The sequence below is a fragment of the Neisseria sp. HMSC078C12 genome, assembly GCF_001838065.1.
Classification (GTDB): domain Bacteria; phylum Pseudomonadota; class Gammaproteobacteria; order Burkholderiales; family Neisseriaceae; genus Neisseria.
The window spans coordinates 112966-135750 of record NZ_KV835599.1 but is presented as its reverse complement, the minus strand read 5'-3'; the positions used below and the strand labels follow the sequence as shown (position 1 = coordinate 135750).

The 22785-nt window shown below is 49.1% G+C and carries 22 protein-coding genes and 1 pseudogene; 17 read left to right on the top strand and 6 right to left on the bottom strand.

What is annotated here, in order from left to right:
• The first annotated feature begins 77 nt into the window (after positions 1–77).
• Positions 78–341 carry a hypothetical protein gene (locus HMPREF2596_RS04160; protein ID WP_049351259.1) on the top strand — a complete coding sequence of 88 codons (264 nt, stop codon included), beginning with the start codon at positions 78–80 and terminating at the stop codon, positions 339–341.
• On the top strand, positions 342–1247 hold the full coding sequence (locus HMPREF2596_RS04155) for a TIR domain-containing protein (RefSeq protein WP_070849820.1): 906 nt from the start codon (positions 342–344) through the stop codon (positions 1245–1247).
• A 397-nt stretch (positions 1248–1644) separates the two neighbouring features.
• Here HMPREF2596_RS04155 and HMPREF2596_RS04150 read toward each other — a convergent pair whose 3' ends face one another.
• The 3 genes from HMPREF2596_RS04150 to HMPREF2596_RS04140 all read right to left on the bottom strand — a co-directional run bounded on the left by HMPREF2596_RS04150 (position 1645) and on the right by HMPREF2596_RS04140 (position 5670).
• On the bottom strand, positions 1645–2502 hold the full coding sequence (locus HMPREF2596_RS04150; protein WP_070849819.1) for a CAF17-like 4Fe-4S cluster assembly/insertion protein YgfZ: 858 nt from the start codon (positions 2500–2502) through the stop codon (positions 1645–1647).
• A gap of 122 nt (positions 2503–2624) precedes the next feature.
• The gene (locus HMPREF2596_RS04145) at positions 2625–3188 is read right to left on the bottom strand and encodes a peptidylprolyl isomerase (protein ID WP_004519955.1); all 564 of its coding nucleotides are present in this window, start codon (positions 3186–3188) and stop codon (positions 2625–2627) included.
• Between the two features lie 199 nt (positions 3189–3387).
• On the bottom strand, positions 3388–5670 hold the full coding sequence (locus HMPREF2596_RS04140; RefSeq protein WP_070849817.1) for a TonB-dependent receptor: 2283 nt from the start codon (positions 5668–5670) through the stop codon (positions 3388–3390).
• 232 nt (positions 5671–5902) lie between these two features.
• Here HMPREF2596_RS04140 and HMPREF2596_RS04135 point away from each other — a divergent pair, with 232 nt between their 5' ends.
• The 11 genes from HMPREF2596_RS04135 (at position 5903) to HMPREF2596_RS04085 (ending at position 15927) form a co-directional block, all read left to right on the top strand.
• Positions 5903–7669, top strand: a complete 1767-nt coding sequence (locus HMPREF2596_RS04135; protein WP_070849815.1) for an ABC transporter ATP-binding protein/permease — start codon at positions 5903–5905, stop codon at positions 7667–7669.
• Between the two features lie 146 nt (positions 7670–7815).
• Complete coding sequence (locus HMPREF2596_RS04130; RefSeq protein WP_070849814.1) at positions 7816–8541, top strand: glycosyltransferase family 2 protein; 726 nt, start codon at positions 7816–7818, stop codon at positions 8539–8541.
• Positions 8542–8545: 4 nt separating this feature from the next.
• Complete coding sequence (locus tag HMPREF2596_RS04125; RefSeq protein ID WP_070849811.1) at positions 8546–9475, top strand: LpxL/LpxP family acyltransferase; 930 nt, start codon at positions 8546–8548, stop codon at positions 9473–9475.
• A 26-nt stretch (positions 9476–9501) separates the two neighbouring features.
• Complete coding sequence (locus HMPREF2596_RS04120) at positions 9502–9939, top strand: acyl-CoA thioesterase (RefSeq protein ID WP_004519960.1); 438 nt, start codon at positions 9502–9504, stop codon at positions 9937–9939.
• Between the two features lie 102 nt (positions 9940–10041).
• A complete protein-coding gene (locus tag HMPREF2596_RS04115) occupies positions 10042–11421 on the top strand; it encodes an MATE family efflux transporter (RefSeq protein ID WP_070849806.1) in 1380 nt (459 codons plus the stop codon).
• 70 nt (positions 11422–11491) lie between these two features.
• A complete protein-coding gene (murB, locus tag HMPREF2596_RS04110; RefSeq protein ID WP_070849804.1) occupies positions 11492–12532 on the top strand; it encodes a UDP-N-acetylmuramate dehydrogenase in 1041 nt (346 codons plus the stop codon).
• A gap of 18 nt (positions 12533–12550) precedes the next feature.
• On the top strand, positions 12551–13192 hold the full coding sequence (locus HMPREF2596_RS04105; protein ID WP_036491149.1) for a TetR/AcrR family transcriptional regulator: 642 nt from the start codon (positions 12551–12553) through the stop codon (positions 13190–13192).
• 89 nt (positions 13193–13281) lie between these two features.
• A complete protein-coding gene (locus HMPREF2596_RS04100) occupies positions 13282–14055 on the top strand; it encodes a Rossmann-fold NAD(P)-binding domain-containing protein (protein ID WP_070849802.1) in 774 nt (257 codons plus the stop codon).
• A 50-nt stretch (positions 14056–14105) separates the two neighbouring features.
• Positions 14106–14678, top strand: a complete 573-nt coding sequence (locus HMPREF2596_RS04095) for a ubiquinone biosynthesis accessory factor UbiJ (RefSeq protein WP_070849801.1) — start codon at positions 14106–14108, stop codon at positions 14676–14678.
• Between the two features lie 26 nt (positions 14679–14704).
• Positions 14705–15595, top strand: a complete 891-nt coding sequence (locus HMPREF2596_RS04090; RefSeq protein WP_039863638.1) for an NAD(+) kinase — start codon at positions 14705–14707, stop codon at positions 15593–15595.
• A 26-nt stretch (positions 15596–15621) separates the two neighbouring features.
• Complete coding sequence (locus HMPREF2596_RS04085) at positions 15622–15927, top strand: hypothetical protein (RefSeq protein WP_003746349.1); 306 nt, start codon at positions 15622–15624, stop codon at positions 15925–15927.
• An 80-nt stretch (positions 15928–16007) separates the two neighbouring features.
• Here HMPREF2596_RS04085 and HMPREF2596_RS04080 read toward each other — a convergent pair whose 3' ends face one another.
• The 3 genes from HMPREF2596_RS04080 to HMPREF2596_RS04070 all read right to left on the bottom strand — a co-directional run bounded on the left by HMPREF2596_RS04080 (position 16008) and on the right by HMPREF2596_RS04070 (position 19654).
• Positions 16008–16520, bottom strand: a complete 513-nt coding sequence (locus HMPREF2596_RS04080; protein WP_070849800.1) for a DUF4189 domain-containing protein — start codon at positions 16518–16520, stop codon at positions 16008–16010.
• A gap of 416 nt (positions 16521–16936) precedes the next feature.
• A complete protein-coding gene (locus HMPREF2596_RS04075) occupies positions 16937–18247 on the bottom strand; it encodes a polyamine export protein PaeA (RefSeq protein ID WP_070849798.1) in 1311 nt (436 codons plus the stop codon).
• A gap of 99 nt (positions 18248–18346) precedes the next feature.
• Complete coding sequence (locus HMPREF2596_RS04070) at positions 18347–19654, bottom strand: replication-associated recombination protein A (RefSeq protein ID WP_070849796.1); 1308 nt, start codon at positions 19652–19654, stop codon at positions 18347–18349.
• 151 nt (positions 19655–19805) lie between these two features.
• Between HMPREF2596_RS04070 and HMPREF2596_RS04065 the strand changes: the two genes are divergently transcribed.
• The 4 genes and pseudogenes from HMPREF2596_RS04065 to HMPREF2596_RS11210 form a co-directional block, all read left to right on the top strand.
• Positions 19806–20180, top strand: a complete 375-nt coding sequence (locus HMPREF2596_RS04065; protein ID WP_003746335.1) for a hypothetical protein — start codon at positions 19806–19808, stop codon at positions 20178–20180.
• 86 nt (positions 20181–20266) lie between these two features.
• On the top strand, positions 20267–21676 hold the full coding sequence (gene thrC / locus HMPREF2596_RS04060; protein WP_070849794.1) for a threonine synthase: 1410 nt from the start codon (positions 20267–20269) through the stop codon (positions 21674–21676).
• 46 nt (positions 21677–21722) lie between these two features.
• Positions 21723–22517 (top strand): BUD32 family EKC/KEOPS complex subunit, encoded by a 795-nt coding sequence (locus HMPREF2596_RS04055; RefSeq protein WP_114139655.1) that lies wholly within the window; start codon positions 21723–21725, stop codon positions 22515–22517.
• Between the two features lie 188 nt (positions 22518–22705).
• Positions 22706–22785: pseudogene (locus HMPREF2596_RS11210) on the top strand (ferredoxin--NADP reductase); the annotation flags it as partial.

The following is a 22785-nucleotide window of genomic DNA, read 5'->3' as shown; positions in this document are numbered from 1 at the left end:
GAAATATAAGAATGTTGGGGCATGCTCCAACCTTATATATCCTATAATCATTATATTTTTAACTCAAAGGATTTGAAATGAAATCTCTTTTGAAAAATCTCAATAAGCTAGAACTGATACTTAACGAATTAGAGGCGCAACCAATTAATCTTAAATTTGATCCATTTGACCCTTTGAGTATTGAATCAGCCATTCAGGAATATAATTATGGTCTTGATTCAATAGCAGGAGATGAAATTAATAATCCAATAATTTCTTCGCTATTAGAGGGACTCAAGGAAAATGCACGTAGTGAAATTATTAGGGAAGCAGCCGAAGCACGACTCAAAAAAGGTGAATAAATGGGATTAGATATTTTTGAAGAAATTAATAATGCTATATTGGACTTGCAATCATCGGAACTGCAAACTTTTGAATGGTCATTAAAAAGGTTAAACGAACTATTAAATGATGAAGTTTTAAAAGTTCACAACGATGAGCTAACAGAAAATTTAAACTTAGAAAAACTTCTAGAAGATAGCTCTAACACAGGTGGTAGTTTTGTTGGTAGCTCAAAATTATTGTTACCAACAGATATGAAAGAAAGATTGGGCTATATTATTTTGCTGGTAAATTGGTTATCTAATGATACCAACGAAGTACTTGATTTTTGCCATCACTATTTCTATAGCGGCAATAAAATTATTGCAGGAATTCATAGCTTTAATAGGCAGGTATTAATACCATTTGCTCGAGATTATAAAAATTACATCACAAGGAAAGGGGCTAATATGGAAGTAAAGAACTCATCAATAGTATCTAATAACGTATTTATAGTGCATGGGAGAGATGATTTATTAAAAGTAGAAGTGGCAAGACTTATTGAAAAACTAGGTTTATCCGCAATAATTCTACATGAGCAACCAAACTCAGGAAAAACTATTATTGAAAAAATTGAAGAATATACGAATGTTGGATTTGGAATTGTTCTATATACACCCTGTGATATTGGTGGTCAAAAGTTAAGTAATTTAGATACCGATTTAAAACCAAGAGCCAGACAAAATGTTGTTTTTGAACATGGTTATCTTATAGGGAAACTAGGAAGAAATAAAGTGTGTGCATTGGTTAAAGAAGAGGTTGAATTTCCATCAGATATTAGTGGTGTCGTATACCAGAAAGTAGATGACGCGGGAGGATGGAAGTTAAAATTAGCTATCGAATTGAAACAAGCAGGATATTCCATTGATCTAAATATACTGTGTTAGCAGCAGTAGGTCGGGCATGAATGCCCGACCTACAAATCCAAGTTTTCCAACTAATCGTCAGTTTTAAATCTTTGTAAGGCCGTCTGAAAACCCAAACCCCGTTTTCAGCAAGCCGTAGCCCACACCCCTGTCAACCGCGTGCGTGGCTAGACCACACACCCTACCACTGCGGGCGACGCAAACCTTAAGATTAAGGTGTAGGGTGTGTGCGGTACGCACGCACGCGGTTTTTGTTGCTACCGAATGATTCCAAACCATGCCGTAATCCAGTCAGAAGCAAACGCAGCTTGGGTCATGTACCAACAAAACTCAATATCAAAGGCCGTCTGAATTTCAGACGGCCTTTCTGTTTTCATTTCAAGCTGATATTTAAGCTTTTTATTCAATCATCTAACAATCAATCTTTCTCAACCGTGAAAAACAGTTCTTCCTGTTTCAAAGCATTGCCGTCTGCATCGGTTAATGCTGCTTCTGCTGCGGAAAACTTGATAACGGCAAGGCTGAGGCTGCCTTGCTCAGTCAGTGCCGTGTTAAGGATAACGCCTGCTTCTTCCTCGCCGACTTTGACGGCAATACCGGCAGCTTCCAAAGAATCACCGCTTAATACGGCCAGACCGCGTTTGACTTGGCCTCGGTATTGGGCGCGGGCGATGATTTCTTGGCCGGGGTAGCAGCCTTTACGGAAATGGACTGCGCCGATGATGTGTTGGTTGAGCATTTGGGCAACAGCCGCTTCTTTGGTTGCGGCGCAAATCCACGGATAGCCGCTGCGGATTTCGTGCAGGTTCCACGCGTTTTCGGCTTCTGCTTGATATTCGGCTGCGTTTTCGGCTGCTGAAATTTTCAGACGGCCTGTGTGCGGCAAGGCGATTTCTACGGTGTTTTCTTGAATTTGGGCCGGGAAAGACAGTTGCGGTTCGGTAGCAGGATGAGGTTCTGCATTGTCTGCCAACTCGCCGCTGACTACTAAATCAGGCATCAGCTCGAAGACGACTTTTGCACGCAAGACAAACATTCTCAGGCGTTTGACGATGGCTTCGGTCAAATCTTGAGCCATGACCAACAGTAAATCTTCTCCGCGATTGACGACCAGCATATTCGCCAACACACGGCCTTTAGGCGTATTGTATGTGGCGTAACAAGCCTGACCGGAAGCTAAATTATTAATATCGTTGGATAATTGGCCATGAAGAAATGAAGCTCTGTCTTCGCCGCTGACACGGACAACGCCGAAAAAAGGCAGGCGGGTTTGCATAATCGACTCCTTAAATTGTAGATGCTGAATTATCGCCCAAATTGCCGCTTATTATCAAATAAATAAATTCAGGCCGTCTGAATGTTTCAGACGGCCTGTTGTTTGGATTCAAACCATCAAAATTATTTGATGCTGACTTTGCGGATAATCACGGCTTCGGTCGGTACATCTTGATGGAAACCGCGTGTCGCTGTTTTCACTTTGCTGATTTTACGGACAACGTCCATGCCGGAAGTAACTTTACCGAAAACGGCATAGCCGTAGCCTTGAGGGGTTTTGCTTTTGAAATTCAAAAAGTCGTTGTCGGCCGTATTGATAAAGAACTGGCTGGTTGCGGAATTCGGATCGCCGGTGCGCGCCATGGCGATGGTGCCGACGTTATTTTTCAAGCCGTTGTCTGCTTCGTTGTTGATGGCTTTATCGGTGGACTTTTGAACCATTTTCTCGGTAAATCCGCCGCCTTGAATCATAAAATTGTCGATAACGCGGTGGAAAATCGTGTTGTCGTAAAAACCTTTTTTGGCATAATTGACAAAGTTTGCCACGGTTTTCGGCGCTTTGACTTCATCCAATTCCAGTTGGATGTTGCCCATATTGGTTTCAATCACGGCATGGGTAACCGCTTGCGCTTGCACGGAAAGTGAGAGTGCGAGGGCGCACAGGGTCAGTTTGATGGATTTTTTCATATGTCTTCTCGAATAATGTATTGTGAAAATGGAATATTAACCTTGTTTCGCGTGAAATCCATAAAAAACATGTAAGATTTTTCAAGCAAAAAACATAAGGCAATCAAATCAGGCCGTCTGAAAAAGGATAAAAAACAAATTATTGCTTTTTATCATTCCCTTTCAGACGGCCTGCTATTACGGTCAAACTGAAATCAGATTAGAAATCCAATTCCGCTTTCAGCCAATAAGTACGCGGCATACCGACGACGGCGAAGCTGCGGTCGTATTGGCCGCGTTGTACCTGCCAGTAGTTTTTGTTGAACAGGTTTTCTACCGAGCTGCTGACGGTTAAAGTATTTTTGCCGAGCTTGGTTTTGTAGCGCGCACCTACGTCAACCAAAGTGTAAGATGGGAAAGCGTATTGTTTTTGCGTGTCTTGGTAAGACTTGCCGAAATACGAAACATTGCTGCTCAAGGTCAAGCCTTTGGCAAACGGGGTATCCCACTCAACACCTGCTTTGGCAATTACGCGCGGATTGGCGACTTGTACGCCGTTAACAAGATTGTCGGCTGCGTTCGGATAATTTTTCACGGTCGATTGCAGATACATCAGGCCCAAAGTCGGACGCAAAGTATTGTTGAGCAAGTTCGCGTAGGTGTTGAACTCAATACCGCGACTGCGTTCCATGCCTTGCTCGTCGCCGGCTGCGCCGCCCAAAGCTTTATACGCCGCGAAGTCTGTTTTGCTGGTGGTAGAACCGCGCCAGTAGCCCGGGCGTTTGATTTGGAACGCGTTTAACGTGGTCACGAAATTGCCCCAGTTTTTACGCACACCCACTTCAAACTGACGGCTGACACGCGGTTTGGACATGGTGGTATTGCCGTCATCGTCGGTTTTGATATCGGCTGGCTCTAAGTCTTCCATGTAGTTGCCGTAGACGACTAAATCAGGTTGCGGCACCCACGCGGCCATAAACATAGGACTGAAGCGTTTGGCATCACCGCTTTGACCTGCTTTTTTATCGGTATATTCAACCGCTTGGAAACGACCTCCCAAAGTCAGACGGTATTTGTTGTCGGCAAAACCCAGTGTGTTGGACAAAGCCAAGCTGTTGACTTTGATATTGGCATCAAGATTGGCAGAGCTTTCCCAATCGGTTGCATAGTCCGGTTGGAAAGAATCAAGTTGCGCTGCAATATCGCCGCTTGCAGAAATTTTCGCGCTGCTGCTGCCTGCTGACAAACCGCGCGTAGTGGCACGTTGACGGATAACGCGGTCAAAAGCCGTACTCCAGTTGTGCGTTACCGGGCCGGTTTCAAATTCGCCTCGCGCAGACAGGTTCATGCTTAAAGTGCGGAAGTATTGGTCGGTCAGACGGGCAGTACCGGTGTTGTAGTCATAGTTGCGGGCCGTTACTTTGCCGCTGGCATTTGTGTTTTGCGCATCGGTACAAGTGCTGGTGGCATTCAAACATACGGTTGGGGAAATCAGCGTGCCGTAATAACGCGCTTTGTTGTAGCCGATACCGCCTGTAATCTGTGCATTGTCAAACGCATCCCATTCGAAAGTCAGCATATTGGTTTGGCCGACGGTGTTTTGCCAGTTCCAAGAAGGCAGCAGGTTGGTTTTACCGTCAGGTGCATCAAACAGACGGCCTTGCAGGTTTTGAATATCCTGCATGCGCGCGCGGCCGCCGTTGGTTTTGCGTTTCGCGTAGATGGAATCGAACGCCACGCGCACTTTTTCGCCGCGATAGTCGGCATTTAAGGCAAATTCTTTGTTGTCTTCGCTGTAGCCGTGGCGCGGGGTATCGCCGTGGCGCAGTTTGCCGTTGGCGCGTACGCCGAATTCTTTGTTTTCGCCGAAGCGTTGGCCCAAGTCGAACGTACCTTGGGCGCGATTGTTGCTGAACCAGCCCAAACCGATTTTGCGGTTGCCTTCATCGGCGGCTTTTTTGGTCTCGATGTTGACGGAACCAGATACCGCGCCTTCAGGGTCCATACCGTTTACGGCGGTGGACGCGCCTTTAATCAGTTGCGCGGAGCCGACTTGCACGCTGGCCGTACCTTGCGTGCCGTACATACCGGCCAAACCATTGACGCTGAATTGGCGCGCATCAAGTTGGTAACCGCGGAAGTACAGACCGGTCAAAGTATTGCTTTCGCCGCCAAACTGCCAAGTCGAAGCGTCTTTTTTCGCTACGGCATCCACCAAAGTACGCGCTTCGGTGTTGTTGAGGGCTTTTTCGTCGTAATTGACCACGGTAATCGGCGCGGTAAAGGCGTTGGCTTTGCCCAATACGCCCAAGTTCACGCGGTCGCGCAAGTCGCCGTCGCTGGCGATGGAGTAAGAACGGGCGGCTTTGACGCGTTTGGCGTCGGCGCGGACATTGACTTCCTGCAACTGCTGTTGCACAGGGGTTTCGGGTGTCGCTTCATCGGCGGCGTAAGCGAATGCGCTCATAATCAAAAGCGGCATCAGGGCTAATTTGCTGTTCATAAAAATACCTTCTGGTTTGAAATATTAATAATTCTTATATCGAGTAAAAAATTACAAAGTAATTTAGTTTTATGATTATATTTGATAAGATTTCTGCTTTCCACAAAAACAAATAAGAACCGTTTGTAAATACAAAAATACAACAGTTCAGAAAACTATTATTACAGTTACCATAGCCAAATAAATTTGCCGTCCTTTCAGACGGCCTTTACATCCTTTCAGAGAACACCCCATGCAAAAATGGCAAATCGAGCTTTATTCCACGCCGTCTTGGCTGTTGCAGACCTTATTGATGGTCGCCTCAGCCTCGGCGGTCATTCTGTTTTTTGCACGCAATACACGCTTCGGGCGCGAGTTTAGCTATATCCTGCGGCTGTGCCTAACACCGAAAAGCGCGGTCAAAGTCTTGCTGCTGATTACGGCGATGATTACGCTGCTGCTGACCGAAGTACGGCTGAATGTGTTGAGTACCTTTATGTCCAAAGGGCTTTACGACTCGATGCAGGATTTGAACGCCTCCGCGTTTTGGATGTTTGCAGCGATGAATGCAGGCGTGGTGTTGATACGGGCGTTTAACAACGTCGTCAACGACTTTCTCGATCAAGGCTTGGCGATTAAATGGTCGGAGCGGCTCAATGAAGTTTTGACTTCACGCTGGCTTGCCGACAAAAACTACTACCGCCTGCAAATGCGCCACCACGCGCCGGACAACATCGACCAGCGTATCCAACAGGACGCACAGGATTTCATCGCCTCGACCATAGAATTTGTGCGCGGCATGGTCAATTCGGTCGTTACCTCGCTGGAATTTGCCGTTGTTTTGTGGGGCTTGGCAGGCATCCTGACCGTGTTCGGCGTCGACATTCCGCACGGCATCGTTTGGTTTGTCTATATGTTTGTGATTTTGGCGACCTTTATCGCCATGTGGATAGGCAACCCTTTGATTCGTTACAACTATGAAAACGAAAAGCTCAACGGCGACTATCGTTATTCCCTCATCCGCGTACGCGACCACGCCGAAAGCGTGGCGTTTTACAGCGGCGAAAAACACGAACACGACCAGCTTTCCGACCGCTTTAAAGCCATTATCCGCAACCGTTGGCGCATTGCGCGACAAAGCGTTTGCCTGAGCGGCTTCAACGATATGTTCACTAACGGCATCAAACTCTTCCCCATTATTTTGCAAGCTCCGCGCCTGTTTGCCGGACAAATCAAAATCGGCGACATCCAGCAAACCGTCCAAGCCTTCGCACGACTGCAAAACGCGCTGTCTTTCTTCCGGATGTTCTACAATAAATTCACCGCCTACCGCGCCCGATTGGAGCGTCTGTACGGCTTTTTGCTGAGCACGGAAGAAAAACACAGCGCGCAGCAACCCGACCTTACCGAAGTCTCAGACGGCCTGATCTTAGAAAACGTTGCCCTATACCGCCACAACGGCGAAGTTTTATTGGACAGCATCAACATCAACCTTAAAAGCGGCGATTCCCTGTTGATACGCGGCCCGAGCGGTTGCGGCAAAACTTCGTTGCTGCGCACGCTGGCAGGGCTTTGGCCTTTTGGCAGCAGCGGTAAAGTCAGCCATCCGCCGCATCAAGACATCCTCTTCCTGCCGCAACGCCCATACACAGCGCAAGGCAGCCTGCGCGATGCGATTTGTTATCCCGACATCGACAAACAACATCCCGAGTTAGCCGAAGCCATGAATACTTGTCGATTAGGTTATCTGGTCGATAAATTAGATAAAACCGATGACTGGCAACACAAACTCTCCCCGGGTGAACTGCAACGCGTCGCCTTCGTCCGCGCCCTGCTCTCGCAGCCTAAAGTCATCCTGCTCGACGAAGCCACCGCCGCCTTGGACGAACCGACCGAAGCCATGCTCTACCGTGCTTTAAAACAAAAACTGCCCGACACCATCATCATCAGCATCGGACACCGCAGCACGCTCAACGAATTCCATGATTTATGCCTTGATGTCGGTTATGTACAATGCTGAATTAAGAGCATACCAAAGGCCGTCTGAAACAGTGAAAAACGAAATCAAACGATTTTGTCAGTGCCGTTTCAGACGGCCTTTTCAAACGCCATGGCATGTTTATTTGCTATACTCTGCATTGTGTTAACGTCGCCTAAAGAATATTGATGAAAACCCTGGCCCTCATTCCACATTACAACCACCCGACCACCATCAGCCACGTTGCCGAAACCATGCGCGGCTTCGGTTTAAACGTTTTAATTGTGGACGACGGTTCACGCGAAGAATGCAAACCTGTATTGCAGGCTTTGGTTTCAGACGGCATCGATGTCCTTTACCGCCCCATCAACGGCGGCAAAGGCGCAGCGGTCAAAACCGGTTTGGAATACGCCGAAGAGCATGGTTATACCCACGTCTTGCAGGTTGATGCAGACGGCCAACACTGCTTAAACGACACACCCAAACTCCTTGCCGCTGCGGAACAAAATCCCGAAGCCGTTATTTGCGGTTGGCCGCAATACGGCGACGACGCGCCCAAAGCACGGCTTTACGGACGCAAAATTACCGACTTCTGGAATATGCTGCACACTTGGTCATGCGACATCAAAGACGGCATGTGCGGCTTCCGCCTCTATCCGCTTGCACCCGCGCTATCCGTCGTCCGCGAAGAAACCGTAGGCGACCGTATGGACTTCGACACGGAAATCCTTATCCGCCTCTACTGGCGCGACGTCAAACCGGTTTGGATTAAAACACCCGTCCAATACGCCGCCGACGGCGTGTCCCACTTCGATGCCTTTGCCGACAATGTCCGCATCAGCAAAATGCACACACGGCTGTTTTTCGGTATGTTAAAACACCGATTGGGCAAAGTTTTCGGAAAGGCCGTCTGAAACCATGACCGACAATAAACAAACCCATTGGGCGGCGCAGCCCGAACGCGGCAGCCGCCTGTTTCTCGCCCTGACCACGCTGATGGTGCGTCATCTGCCGGCCTTTTTGATGAAGCCGTGCATTTGGTTTGTAGTGCTGTATTTTTATGCAACCGCGCCCAAACCGCGCCGTCATGTCTTACGCTATCAAACCCGTCTTCAGACGGCCTTTCCCCATATCGTCCTACCGAAACACAGCGTATTCAAACAATTCGTTGCATTTGGCGAAGCAGTTTGCGACCGTTTTGCCGTGTGGCAACGCAAAATCCGTTATGAAGATTTGGTGATTGAAGATCCTGACGACATCTATTCGCAAATCAACCGCAACGAACGCGGCCAGATTTTTGCCTGTTCGCACTTAGGTAATACCGAAGTTTGCCGTGCGCTGGTGTCACACCATAAAGATTTCAGACTCAATGTATTGGTGCACAGCAAGCACGCGCAGGCATTTAACGAGGCATTGCAAAAAGCCGGCGCAGAACATATCCGCCTGATTCAGGTAACCGATTTGGACACCACCCTGATGATGGAATTGAACCGCCGTATCGAAGACGGCGAATGGATTGCCATCGCGGCCGACCGCGTACCTGTACGCGGCGAGAAAACCGCCGACATCAATTTCTTAGGCCACACCGCACCTATGCCGCAAGGCGCATGGTTATTGGCTTCGCTTTTAAAAACGCAAGTAAACACGCTGTTTTGCGTCAAACAAAACGGCCGCCATCATTTGAAACTGCGCCGCTTTACCGATACTTCCAGCTGGAAACGCGGCAACCGCGAGGCTGCCGTCAAAGACGCGATGCAGGGTTTTGCCGACATTTTGGCGCAAGAATGTGCGCAAAATCCGTTACAATGGTTCAATTTTTATGATTTTTGGGGCGAAGACGCCGTCTGAAACCATCACACTCTCTCTTTTAAACCATGAAAAAACACATCTACTGCCAACACAGCTTTGAAACCGAAGTTCCTTTTTTTGACGTAGATGCCATGCACATCGTGTGGCACGGCAACTATGTCAAATATCTTGAAACCGCGCGTTGCGCTTTTCTGTCTTCCATCGGTTATGACTACAATGAAATGGGGCGGCAGGGGTACAGCTGGCCGATTGTGCAGATGAACCTCAAATACATCCGCCCTGCCCGTTTCGGCCAAAAAATCCGCGTTGATATGGACATTGTCGAAATCGAAAGCTGCCTGCGTATCGATTACACCATTTACGATGCTGAAACCAATGAAAAGCTGACCCGCGCTTCGACTACCCAAGCCGCAGTGTCGCTTTCAGACGGCCTGATGCAGTTTCAAACACCGGACAGTTGGTTGGAAGCCGTCAAAAGACATCCGACATTTAAGGCCGTCTGAAAATTTAACGATTAAACCAATCTTTGTCTGTGTACAAACATTACCCTTTATAATTTTAAATTTCCGTTTTCAGACGGCCTTTGTCCTCAAACCGCACACATTATGCTACTGAACCTCAACCGCTTTGCCTTTCCTGTTTTCTTAAAAGAAACCCGCCTGCTTACCGCCCTCGCCCTGCCTATGCTGTTGGCGCAAGTGGCGCAAGTGGGCATTGGTTTTGTCGATACAGTAATGGCCGGTGGCGCAGGCAAGGAAGATTTGGCCGCAGTAGCTTTGGGCAGCAGCGCGTTTTCTACGATTTACATTACCTTTATGGGCGTAATGGCCGCGTTGAACCCGATGATTGCCCAGCTGTACGGCGCAGGTAAAACCAAAGAAGTCGGCAAAACAGGAATGCAGGGCATTTGGTTTGGCTTGTGTTTGGGCGTATTCGGCATGCTGTTGATGTGGGCGATGATTACGCCGTTCCGTCATTGGCTGACTTTGAACGATTATGTCGAAGACACGATGGCGCAATATATGTTCTTCACCAGCTTGGCAATGCCGGCCGCCATGATACACCGCGCCCTGCACGCCTATGCCTCCAGCCTAAATCGTCCGCGCGTGATTATGTTGGTCAGCTTCGCGGCGTTTGTGTTGAATGTGCCACTGAACTATGTGTTTGTTTACGGCAAATTCGGTATGCCTGCTTTGGGCGGCGCAGGTTGCGGCGTGGCAACGGCGGCGGTATTTTGGTTCAGCGCATTGGCTTTGTGGCTTTATATCGCCAAAGAAAAATTCTTCCGTCCGTTTGGCTTGACAGCAAAAATCGGCAAACCCGATTTGACGGCTTTCAAACAGATTTGGAAAATCGGCGCCCCCATCGGCTTGTCTTATTTTTTAGAAGCCAGCGCATTTTCGTTTATCGTCTTTTTGGTGGCGCCATTCGGCGAAGATTATGTCGCCGCGCAACAAGTCGTCATCAGCCTGTCGGGCATCTTGTATATGGTTCCACAAAGCGTCGGCTCGGCAAGCACGGTACGCGTGGGCTTTTCTCTAGGGCGACGCGATTTTTTGCGGGCGCGTTATATTTCGGGCGTGTCGCTGGTGTTGGGCTGGATGCTTGCTGCCTGCACCGCGCTGCTCTTGGTCATCTTTCGATTTCAGTTGGCCGGTATGTACACCAACGATGCGGCAGTATTAGGCATTGCCGCGACCGTTTTATTTTTCGCCTCCCTATTCCAACTGGCAGACGCTACCCAATGTATCGCTTCATATGCGCTGCGCGGCTATAAAGTGACCAAAATGCCGATGTTCATCCATGCCGTGGCTTTCTGGGGTTGCGGCCTGTTGCCCGGCTACCTGCTTGCCTATCATGCCGATATGGGCATTTACGGCTTTTGGACCGCGCTGACCGTTTCGCTGACGATTGCCGCCATAGCATTGGTATGGTGCTTGGAGCTTTGCAGTAAAGAGAGGGTCAAATCGCATAAGGCCGTCTGAACAATACAGGCCGTCTTTCTCCACTGACTACATCCTTTAATCAACGAATTCCTATTTTAAAGTTAAACCCATGCAACCCATCCAATACCAAACCGACCTTACCCCTTACAACACTTTCGGCCTCAAAGCCCAAACCCGAGCCTTTATCGCGCTCAAACACGCCGATGAATTGCGCGACATCGTCCGGCTGCCCGAGTTCGACCGAGATACTGTTTTATGGCTCGGCGGCGGCAGCAATATCCTTTTGATGGAAGACTACGCCGGTCTGGTTGTGCATATGGAAAACAAGGGAATACGCGAAATTGAGCGTTCAGACGGCCTGGTTTATATCGAAGCGCAGTCCGGGGAAATTTGGCATGATTTTGTTTTGCATACGGTTGGACTGGGTTTGAGCGGGCTGGAAAACCTCAGCCTGATTCCGGGTACGGTCGGCGCGTCTCCGGTACAAAACATCGGCGCATACGGCGTTGAAGTCAAAGATATTATCCATAGCGTACGCTGCTTTGATTTGGATACGGAAACCTTTGTCGAGCTTTCCAATGCCGATTGCGATTTTGCTTATCGTGAAAGCCTGTTCAAACAGGAAGGCAAAGGCCGTTATGTGATTGTTTCGGTTGTATTTGCGTTGAAAGAGCATTTTGTGCCGAACTTGGGCTATGGCGATTTGGCGGCAGCGGTTGCCGAACTGAGCCAAGGCCGCGAGGCGACGGCCAAAGATGTTTCCGATGCAGTGTGTGCAATCCGCAACAGTAAACTGCCTAATCCTAACGTACTTGGCAATGTCGGAAGTTTCTTTAAAAACCCAGTTGTCAGCGCTGAAAAAGCAGCCGATTTGTTGCAGCAATACCCCGATATGCCAAGCTATCCGCAGCCTGACGGTTCGGTCAAACTCGCGGCCGGCTGGCTGATTGACCAATGCCGTCTGAAAGGCCATCAGATCGGCGGTGCGGCCGTGCATGACAGACAGGCTTTGGTTTTGGTGAATAAAAACAACGCGTCCGCGCAAGATGTCCACCAGCTGGCACAATATGTTTGTAATACAGTATTTACTCAATTTCAGGTAGAATTACACGCAGAACCCAACTGGCTGCCGACTTCATACAGCCTATAAAACAAAGGAGTGTATCCCATGCCGCGCATTGCTAAAGTCAACACTTACACACGAATCATCAATGCCAGCCTCGCCTTGTTTAACGAAGAAGGCGAGCGCAATATCAGCACCAACCACATTGCCGCCCACTTGGGCATCAGCCCGGGCAACCTCTACTACCATTTCCGCAACAAAGACGAAATCATCGTCCAATTATTCAAACGTTACAGCGAGGCCCTGCTTGCCTACCTTAACGAAGCCGTGTTGCCGTCTAATGTGGAAGACTCCATCAACTACATGGCCGGTATTTATGATGTGATGTGGGAATACCGTTTCCTTTTCAGCGATGTGAACACCCTGCTTGCCCGCAGTGCCGAATTATTGGGCGAACACAATACCTTTACCCAAGCCAAAGTATCCCCGCTGTTGGTCAACCTGCTGACCCAGCTCAACGGGCTGAACATCATCAGCGCAGACCAAACCGCCATGAACGACCTTGCCGTCAATATGTGGATGGTGACGAAATACTGGTTCGACTTCGACAGCTCCCTGCGCGGCCGCGCCAAGTTGACCGAAGATTCCAAAGTACGGGGCATCAGCCGCACACTCAGCCTGTTGCGCCCTTACCTCCTGCCGGAACACCGTGCCGAATTCGACCAAAAAATCGGCAGCAACCATTAATTTTTCCATACAAAGGCCGTCTGAAAACGTGGTTTTAACCAAGTTAAAGCTATTTTCAGACGGCCTGTTAATTTTCGGATGCTTTCTTTATGCACCTTCCCGATATTTCCATTCTCGGCTTAGGCTATCTCGGCCTGCCGCTGGCACAAAAATGTTATGAGCAAGGCAGTCAGGTAGCCGCCATCAAACGCAATCTAACCTCCGACGACATTAATCTGCCGATTGAACTCGACATCATCGATTTGAATCAAGACGATCTTTTTCACAGTTCGGCATTGTGGCAAAACCATATCAACAAGCCGACATGGTTTTGCCTGCTTCCGCCTTCCTCATTAAACCATTACGCCGATACCCTGAAAAAATGGATTCAGCTTGCCGAGCAATGCAAGGTACAACACATCATCTTTACCGGCAGCACCAGCGTGTATGGCAACCAAGCACGCGTATGCGATGAAACCACGCCGCCCGATCCGCAAACCGAATCCGCCCGTCAAATCCTCGCGGTTGAGCAAGCCTTGCTGGAAAGTGCCGTACCCCATATCGACATACTGCGACTGGGCGGACTTTACTCTGCCGACCGTCACCCCGTTACCAAGCTGGTTCAAAAAACACGCATTCAAGGCGGCAAGCAACCCGTCAATATCCTTCATAAAGACTTGGCCGTCCAAATCCTTTTTCAGACGGCCTGCCAAGCCGACGGCAAGCGTATCCGCAATATTGTCGAACCCCGCCACCCAAGCCGTGCCGAATTTTATACTGCCGAAGCGGCCAAACTCGGCCTGCCGGCTCCTGATTTCATCGTTGATGATGAAAGCAACGGCAAAATTGTAAATACCGTTTGCGCAGACGGGCTAAGCCTGTAAAATTGCGACTCAACCCATTCATCCGTTTCAGACGGCATTTAGAGTAAACCATGTCCGCCCTATTTCCCATTATCAACCACCTGATACAGCAAAATCCAGAACAACAGCACGAGCTGTCTGAATTTGCAGGCAGCATCATCTGCATCAGCCTGACCGGTTTCAGACTGACCGGACGCATCAGCGAACAAGGTTTTCTTGAAACCGCAAACGAAACCGCCGACACCAACATCACATTCCACAACAGCGCCATCCAAAAAATTCTCCAAGGCGGCCAGCCCGGCGTGGGCGACATCAGCCTCGAAGGCGACTTGGTATTAGGCATGTCCGTCCTTCCTATTTTAGGCGGACTGCGCTATTATCCGAGCGAAGATTTGGCGCGGATATTCGGTCATGTGGCCGCAGAAAGCATCAGTTCGCGCGCCGGCGACATCGGCCGCACCATGAAAAAAATCGGCAAAAGCATTGCCGAGCAAATCAGCGACTTTTCACGCGAACCCGAATCGCCTGTTATCGACCAAGACACGCTTGCCGCATGGTTGGAAGAAGTGGACAAACTGCGTGACGACGTTGCCCGCCTAAACGAACGCCTCGACCGCCTCGAGCGCGATATCTGGATAGATTAAATACTTAATTTCAGACGGCCTATTACATGAAAAGCCCATTTAAAAACATCGGTATCGTTACGCGTCCCAATACGCCCGAGATTCAAGATACCGTCCACACATTGGTTTCTTTTCTACGCGAAAACGGCTTCACCATCTATCTGGATGAATTGAGCGTAGAAGAACACTGCGTCTATATCCAAGATTCCGCCTACTGCGAAACCGTTAACAAAGCCCAGCTGGGCAAATACTGCGACCTCGTCGTTGTGCTCGGCGGCGACGGCACCTTCCTCTCCGCTGCCCGCGAAGTTGCCCCGCGCGCCGTCCCCATCATCGGCATCAATCAAGGCCACTTGGGCTTTCTCACCCAAATCTCACGCGACACCATGGTTGAAGGCATTCGCCCCGTACTGGAAGGCAAATATCTGCCTGAAGAACGCATCCTCATTGAAGCCAGCATCATTCGTGACGGAGAAACCATCGAACGTGCCCTCGCCCTCAACGACACCGTACTGTCTCGTGGCGGCGCAGGCCAAATGATTGAATTTGAAGTCTTTATCAATCAAGAATTTGTCTATACCCAACGTTCTGACGGCCTGATTATTTCCACACCTACAGGTTCGACTGCTTACGCTCTTGCCGCCGGCGGCCCCATCATGCAGGCCGGTTTGCACGCCTTCACGCTCGTGCCCATCTGCCCGCAATCCATGACCAACCGTCCGATTGCCATCTCCGACACCAGCGTGATCGAAATCCTCATTACCAAAAGCGGCGACGCACGCGCACATTTTGACGGACAATCCCATATCGACGTGCAAAACTTCGACCGCATCATCATCCGCCGCTATCACAACCCCTTGCGCGTCCTCCATCCCACCGATTACCAATACTTCAAAACCCTGCGCCAAAAGCTGCATTGGGGCGAACAATTAATTTAAACACCACTTCAATAAATAGGCTGACCATGAAAACCATTTCCCAAACCTTAATCATCGCGCTGTGCGCCCTTTCCTCCCTCTCCGTCTCCGCACACGGCATGCACAAAAGCAAACCCTTGTCCTTTGAAGAATTGCCGAAAATCTGCCAGCAATACTTTACCCGTGCGGATGCGTGTTACCAAAAAGCAGGCGATAAAGCATCGTTCCAACGCGACAACACAAAATACCTGCGCCAAATCCTGCCTGCCGCCGACGTAGGCCAACGTGAACGCATGTGCCAAATTGCCATGGATACATTCGCCGAAAAAACAAAAGGCTTAAATTGCGAATAAAGACCTCTGTTTTAGCTCTAGCAATTTTTGATTTCATAAAAAGGCCGTCTGAAATTTCAGACGGCCTTTTGAGTGATTAGCTATGAAGGGAGAGAACAACCTTCAGGCATAATAATTTCACAATCGTCCAATCCGCCCTTTTTGCAGTTTTGCAAAGCTATTTGCTCAACTGTTCCTGGATGACCTGCACCGGTAACTACAACGAATTTATTTTTAATTTTCCCCGCTGCTGCTGCAACACAACCATTCCGTACCCATGCAATTACTTTGCATGGGGTATTCTTGCTTCCACGTTGACAACGTTGAATTGCAGCCTGTTGAGCTTCAGCCTTGGAATCATGGTTCAGAGACCCAGCAATATGACCAACCTTTGAACTATATGCTAAAGCGCCAAATTTTGGGGGTCTATGGACATAAATGCGTTCAATTGTTTGTTGTGACTGCTTATGTGCCTGCGAACAATTAGGATTGTAACCATATTGACATAGCGTTGGATCATTTTGTAATGCACCTTTTGTTGCATCGTATGTAGGGTTCGCTGAAAAAGCTGTATTTACCAATACTAGAGAAAATATCAAATATAAGTATTTCATCAATGATGTTCCTTTGTTGAGTTTTGCTTTACTTGAGAAGATTGCTGAATTAGACTTGCACCACTCTTAGGCTGACCAATAGGTTTCATTATACTTTGATTAGCGTTTACATCTACTCCCTTTATATAATTGATCTAACATGATTAGATACTACATCGTCATTATTAACTATTTATTAGTTGCTGTACCCAACCTCTAAATGAAGAAGCACCTATCAACTATTTCCATTACTGATTACGAATAAGTACTAACCAAGTTAAAATAAAACAAACCGGATTCCCAGTTGATGGAAATCCGGTTTTCTTTTTTGATTATTTGATTTTCAGACGACCTTTTATACAACTTAAAGAAAAGACATAAATCATAAGCAACTTATTTCAAAATTGCTTGTTTTCATCAAGTGGGGCAAATATCCTTTAAATCCTATTATCTTTCCCCACCACATTTTCTTGTTTGGAAACCAAGAGTTGGTCAACTTTTAGATTCTCGGTGTCGATGATTTCAAACTTATAACCGGCATAAACCAGAAAATCCGTGCGTTTCGGGATTTTCCGCAGGGAATACATCATAAAGCCGGCGATGGTTTCGTAGTTTTCCGAATCGGGAAACTCTTCGATATCCAGCGCACGCATGACATCGGCGAGCGGGGTCGCGCCATCCACCAGCCAGGTGTCTTCGGTGCGACGGATGATTTGCGGCTCTTCTTCGGTATTAACCAGCTCGCCCATGACGATACTCATCACGTCTTTCAGCGTTACCACGCCGACCACCAGCGCGTATTCGTTCACTACGACGGCAAAGTCTTCGCCGGAAGTTTTGAAGGTTTCCAAGACATCGTAAAGCGACAGCGTGTCAGGGATGAACAAGACTTTGCGCAACACACGCTTGTCGGTCAGGCGGACGTCTTTTTCTTTTAAAAACAAGGTCAACAGCGTATGTGATTCGATGTAGCCGATGACGCGTTCCAAATCGCCGTCGCATACGAGGAATTTGTTGTGCGGTTTGTCCGACATCATTTCCAACACGGTATCGCTGTTGTCGTTTTTATCAAAATAGACAATGTATTCGCGCGTGCTCATGGTGGAAGTTACCTTGCGCTCTTGCATATCGAAAATGTTTTCAATCAGATAGTGTTCTTGTTCTTTCAACACACCAGCCTGCGCACCAGCATCGACGACGGCGTAAATGTCTTCCGAGGTCAGTTGCTCCTGACGGACGGTGGAAATTTTGAAGAGCTTGAATATTGCGTTTGCCAATCCGTCAAAAATCAAAATAAACGGCTTTAAGATAAAAATTAAAAACATCATCGGCCGTACAATGCGTACCGCCACCGCTTCAGGGTGGGTCATCGCCACGCGCTTGGGCATCAGGTCGGCAATCAGGATAAAGCTGCCTGTTACCAACGTGAATGTCAGCAGCGACGCAGCCGTACTGCCCCAACTGCCAGCGTTTGCCAACAAACCGTCAAAATAGGGGCGCACCGCCGCCTCGCCGACGATACCGGCAAGAATGGCGACGGCGTTCAAACCGATTTGGACGACGGTAATAAAACTGCCCGGCTGCTGCTGCATATTGAGCACATCCAGCGCACGTATATCACCGCCGTCTTTTGCCATGACCTGCAATTTGATTTTGCGTGCCGAAGCCAGCGCAAGCTCGGAACAGGACACAAACGCGCTAATGACAATCAGCAGGCACAATAATAGTAAGGCTTCGAGAATATTCATGAAAAATTATATGTGATATAGGTTGGAAACATTCAGACATCAAAGGCCGTCTGAAAAATTTAATTTATTCTGTGATTAATATTATGTGTATTTATCGCTTCAATCATCTAAAGCATCTTCATCCAAAGATTTCAGCCATCTCAGCTTTTCGCCAATTTTGATTTCCAATCCGCGAGGGACGGGTTGGTAGAAGTCGGGTTCGTCCAAGCCGTCGGGCATATAGCTTTCGCCGGCGGCGTAGGCGTTTGGTTCGTCGTGGGCATAGCGGTATTCGCGTCCGTAACCCAATTCTTTCATTAACTTGGTCGGTGCATTGCGCAGGTGGACGGGCACTTCGTCGCTGGCATTTTCTTTGACGAAACGGCGCATTTGGTTGTATGCATTATAACCTGCGTTGGATTTGGCGGCGGCGGCAAGGTACAACACGGCTTGAGCCAAAGCAAGCTCCCCTTCCGGCGAGCCTAAGCGCTCATAAGTCGCGGCGGCATCATTGGCAATCGTTAAGGCACGCGGATCGGCCAAGCCGATGTCTTCCCATGCCATGCGGACAATGCGGCGGGCGAGATAGCGCGGGTCGGTGCCGCCGTCGAGCATACGGCAAAACCAATACAATGCCGCATTGGGATGCGAACCGCGTACGGATTTGTGCAGCGCGGAAATTTGATTGTAGAAACTCTCGCCACCCTTATCAAAACGGCGGATTTGCGCACCCAAACTATCGGCGAGAAATTCGGCGGTTAAGGTTTTCAGACGGCGTGTATCGGCAGCGCGTAAAAGTTGTTCCAATAAATTCAACAATCTGCGCGCATCGCCATCGGCGGTATTCACAAGTAATTCTTGCGCATCGGCTTCAATCGTAAACTCTTGGTATTCGGGCAAAGCCAATACTTTGGCAATCAGTTTTTTTAGGTCGTCTGAAGACAAGGATTGCAAGACATAAACCTGCGCCCTGCTGAGCAATGCCGGATTGACTTCAAATGACGGGTTTTCCGTGGTGGCGCCGATAAAGGTTAATAAGCCGCTTTCGACATAAGGCAAAAATGCGTCCTGTTGCGCTTTGTTGAAGCGGTGTACCTCGTCAACAAACAAAATCGTCGCTCGCCCTTGTTGCAGGGCAATTTCAGCTTTTTCGATGGCCTCGCGTATGTCTTTCACGCCGGAAAATACGGCGGAAACCGGCAAAAACTGTGCATTAAAGCTTTGCGCCAAAATCCTTGCCAGCGTGGTTTTGCCTACGCCCGGCGGCCCCCACAGCAACATAGAATGCGGCTTTCCGCCTTCCACCGCCACGCGCAAAGGTCTGCCCTCGCCGATTAAGTGCTGCTGCCCGATGACATCATCTAAAGAATGCGGGCGCAGGCGTTCGGCTAAAGGGGCTTCGGGTTGGCGTGCAAAAAGGTCGGACATAGCGGCTTTCGTGCTGATTGATTGAAAAGAAAACTCGCTAGCATTATACGGTAGTTTCGCAAACACACATATCGGGCCGCATTACGGTATAATACATGCTATTTTGAGAATTCTTCGGACGTTTCAGACGGCCTTGTTTACAGGAAACATCATGACTTCAAAAGCTCTTTTGGCAGCTGTTACATCAGCTTTCTTATTGGGTGCATGCGCTACCGGCGGCGACTCTTTCGGCGGTTTGGGCAGTGGTACGGGTATCGGCAGCAGCGTAGTGAAAATGGCGGTAGACAGCCAATGCCGTACCGAATTAAACAAACGTAACGAATGGCGCGTCATTGCTTTGGCCATGAGCGCGGAAAAACAAGCCGAATGGGAAAATAAAATCTGCGGCTGCGCCAGCGAAGAAGCGCCAAACCAATTGACTGCAACCGAAATGATGCAGGTATTGAGTCCGGCAACCCGCGAACAGGCCATTGCTTCCGTTACCGCAAAAACGGTTACCGCCTGCTTCAAACGACTCTACAAATAATCGTTCAGACGGCCTTTTTTCACATCAAGGCCGTCTGAATTCGTTTTGACTTTCTATTTGAATTTTAAATACATAGAGAAGAAACCATGAAATACATCAGCACCCGCGGTGCGACCGCACGCAAGCAATTTAGCGAAGTTTTATTGATGGGTTTAGCTCCTGACGGCGGTTTGATGCTGCCTGAGCAATACCCTCAAATCGACCGTGCTACTTTAGACCAATGGCGCACACTCAGCTATCCCGAGCTGGCGTTTGAAGTCATGAGCCTGTTTGCCACCGACATCCCTGCTGATAATTTACGCGACATCATCAACCGCACCTACACCGAAGAAGTATTCGGTACCAAAGCCATCACGCCGGTGCGTACACTTTCAGACGGCATCAAAATCCAAGCCCTCTCCAACGGCCCGACTTTGGCATTCAAAGACATGGCCATGCAATTCTTGGGCAATGCGTTTGAATATGTATTGAACAAAGAAGGCAAAGAACTCAATATCTTAGGCGCCACCAGCGGCGACACCGGCTCTGCCGCCGAATATGCCCTGCGCGGTAAAAAAGGCGTCAACGTCTTCATGCTGTCTCCGGAAGGCAAAATGAGCGCATTCCAACGCGCGCAAATGTTCAGCCTGCAAGATGCCAACATCCACAACATCGCCGTTGAAGGCATGTTTGACGACTGCCAAGACATCGTCAAAGCCGTACAAAACGATGCCGAATTCAAAGCCAAATACCATATCGGCACAGTCAACTCCATCAACTGGGGCCGTATCGTCGCCCAAGTCGTGTACTACTTTGCCGGTTATTTCAACGCCACTTCGAGCAATGACGAAAAAGTCAGCTTCTGCGTACCAAGCGGCAATTTCGGCAATGTCTGCGCCGGCCATATCGCCCGTCAAATGGGCCTACCCATCCACCGCTTGATTGTCGCCACCAACGAAAACGACGTATTGGACGAATTTTTCAAAACCGGCGCATACCGTCCGCGCAACAGCGAACACACCCACGTTACTTCCAGCCCGTCTATGGACATTTCCAAAGCCTCCAACTTCGAGCGTTTTGTGTTTGACCTGATGGATCGCGATGCGGACGAAATCCAAACCTTATGGGCGGAAGTAGCATCCGGCAAAGGCTTCAATTTGGAATTTGCCTTAAACAAAGTACATCAACAATATGGCTTTGTTTCCGGCAAATCGACCCATGCCAACCGCCTTGCCACCATCAAACAGGTTTACGAGCAAGATCATGAATTGATTGATCCGCATACAGCCGACGGCGTAAAAGTTGCCCGCGAAGTGCGTGAAGAAGGTGAAACGGTTGTTTGTTTGGAAACTGCGTTGGCAGCGAAATTCGATGCGACCATACGCGAAGCCGTCGGCGATGTCGCCATTCCGCGCCCCACCGCTCTGGAAGGTTTGGAAAACCTGCCGCAGCGCGTGCAAACCGTGCCGAACAGTGCGGATGCGGTAAAAGGCATCATCAAACAAACCCTTGCCTGATGTCCCGTGTGGGCGGCATTCCGTCCAAACTTAAGATTGAAAGAAAATGACTTTACCTATGCATGAAACCCGTTTTTCCATCCTGCTGGACGAACTGGCGGCAAAACAGGAGGCCGCCATCGCCCCCCATCTGCTAGCTGACGGAACCAAGGTATGGGTACGCAAAGCAGGCAGGCACAATGCGCGATGGCGTTACGCGCTGCTCGGTATGGTTGCCCGATATTTGAAACTGGGGTTGTTGAAGCCGGTCCCCAGCCTCGGAGGTGAGCCTGCCATTGCAACCGAGTCGAAACGCCTGTACGAATTGCGCTCTGCGGGGATAGCCGTTCCCGAATTGCTCGCCGTCCGGAAAAATGCCCTTATGTTCGGCAATTTGGAAGGGGTCCCGCTCGATACGCAAATCCGCAAAGAAGCCGAATCCGGAAAGGCAGACGCTTGGCTTGCCGGTTTGGAAGCCATTGCCCATGTGCATGAAAAACGGCAGTTCCTCAGTCAGGCGTTTGCACGGAATATGATGTCGGACGGAAAAAACATCAGCTTTTTGGACTTTGAAGACGACCCTTCCGAAGTCCTGACCATAGCGCAATGCCAAGCCCGCGATTGGCTCTGCTACATTCATTCTACCGCGCTGATATTGAAAAACGGCGGACTGCTGGAAGCGGCAGCGGAAAAATGGGGCAGCGTACTGTCAGCGCAGCCTGCAGAAATACAAAGGCTGATTGCCGCCACCGTCAAACCGATCCTCCCAATACGCGGGCTGGAACACCCCCGATGGGGACGGGACGCGCTCAGGCTGGCAGCCTCGATTTCCCTGATTTACCTTGCGGATATGCCGCCGTAAGGCACCGCCTATCCCGCTATGCCGTCTGAAAGCCATTCAAACGGCATATAATCGCTGTGCATCAAGCATTGTCGCAACCATCCGTTTCGTTTAGAATTTTAGCTTTATCCCGAATTGGGCAGATATTTTCATTCTGACACACGTCCCAAATAAACACTTCCCATTTCTTTTACTGACAGGAAACCCAAATGGCAGCATTCAATACCCAAAAAGTATTGTCCGTACATCACTGGACCGACGCATATTTTACCTTTACCTGCACCCGCGA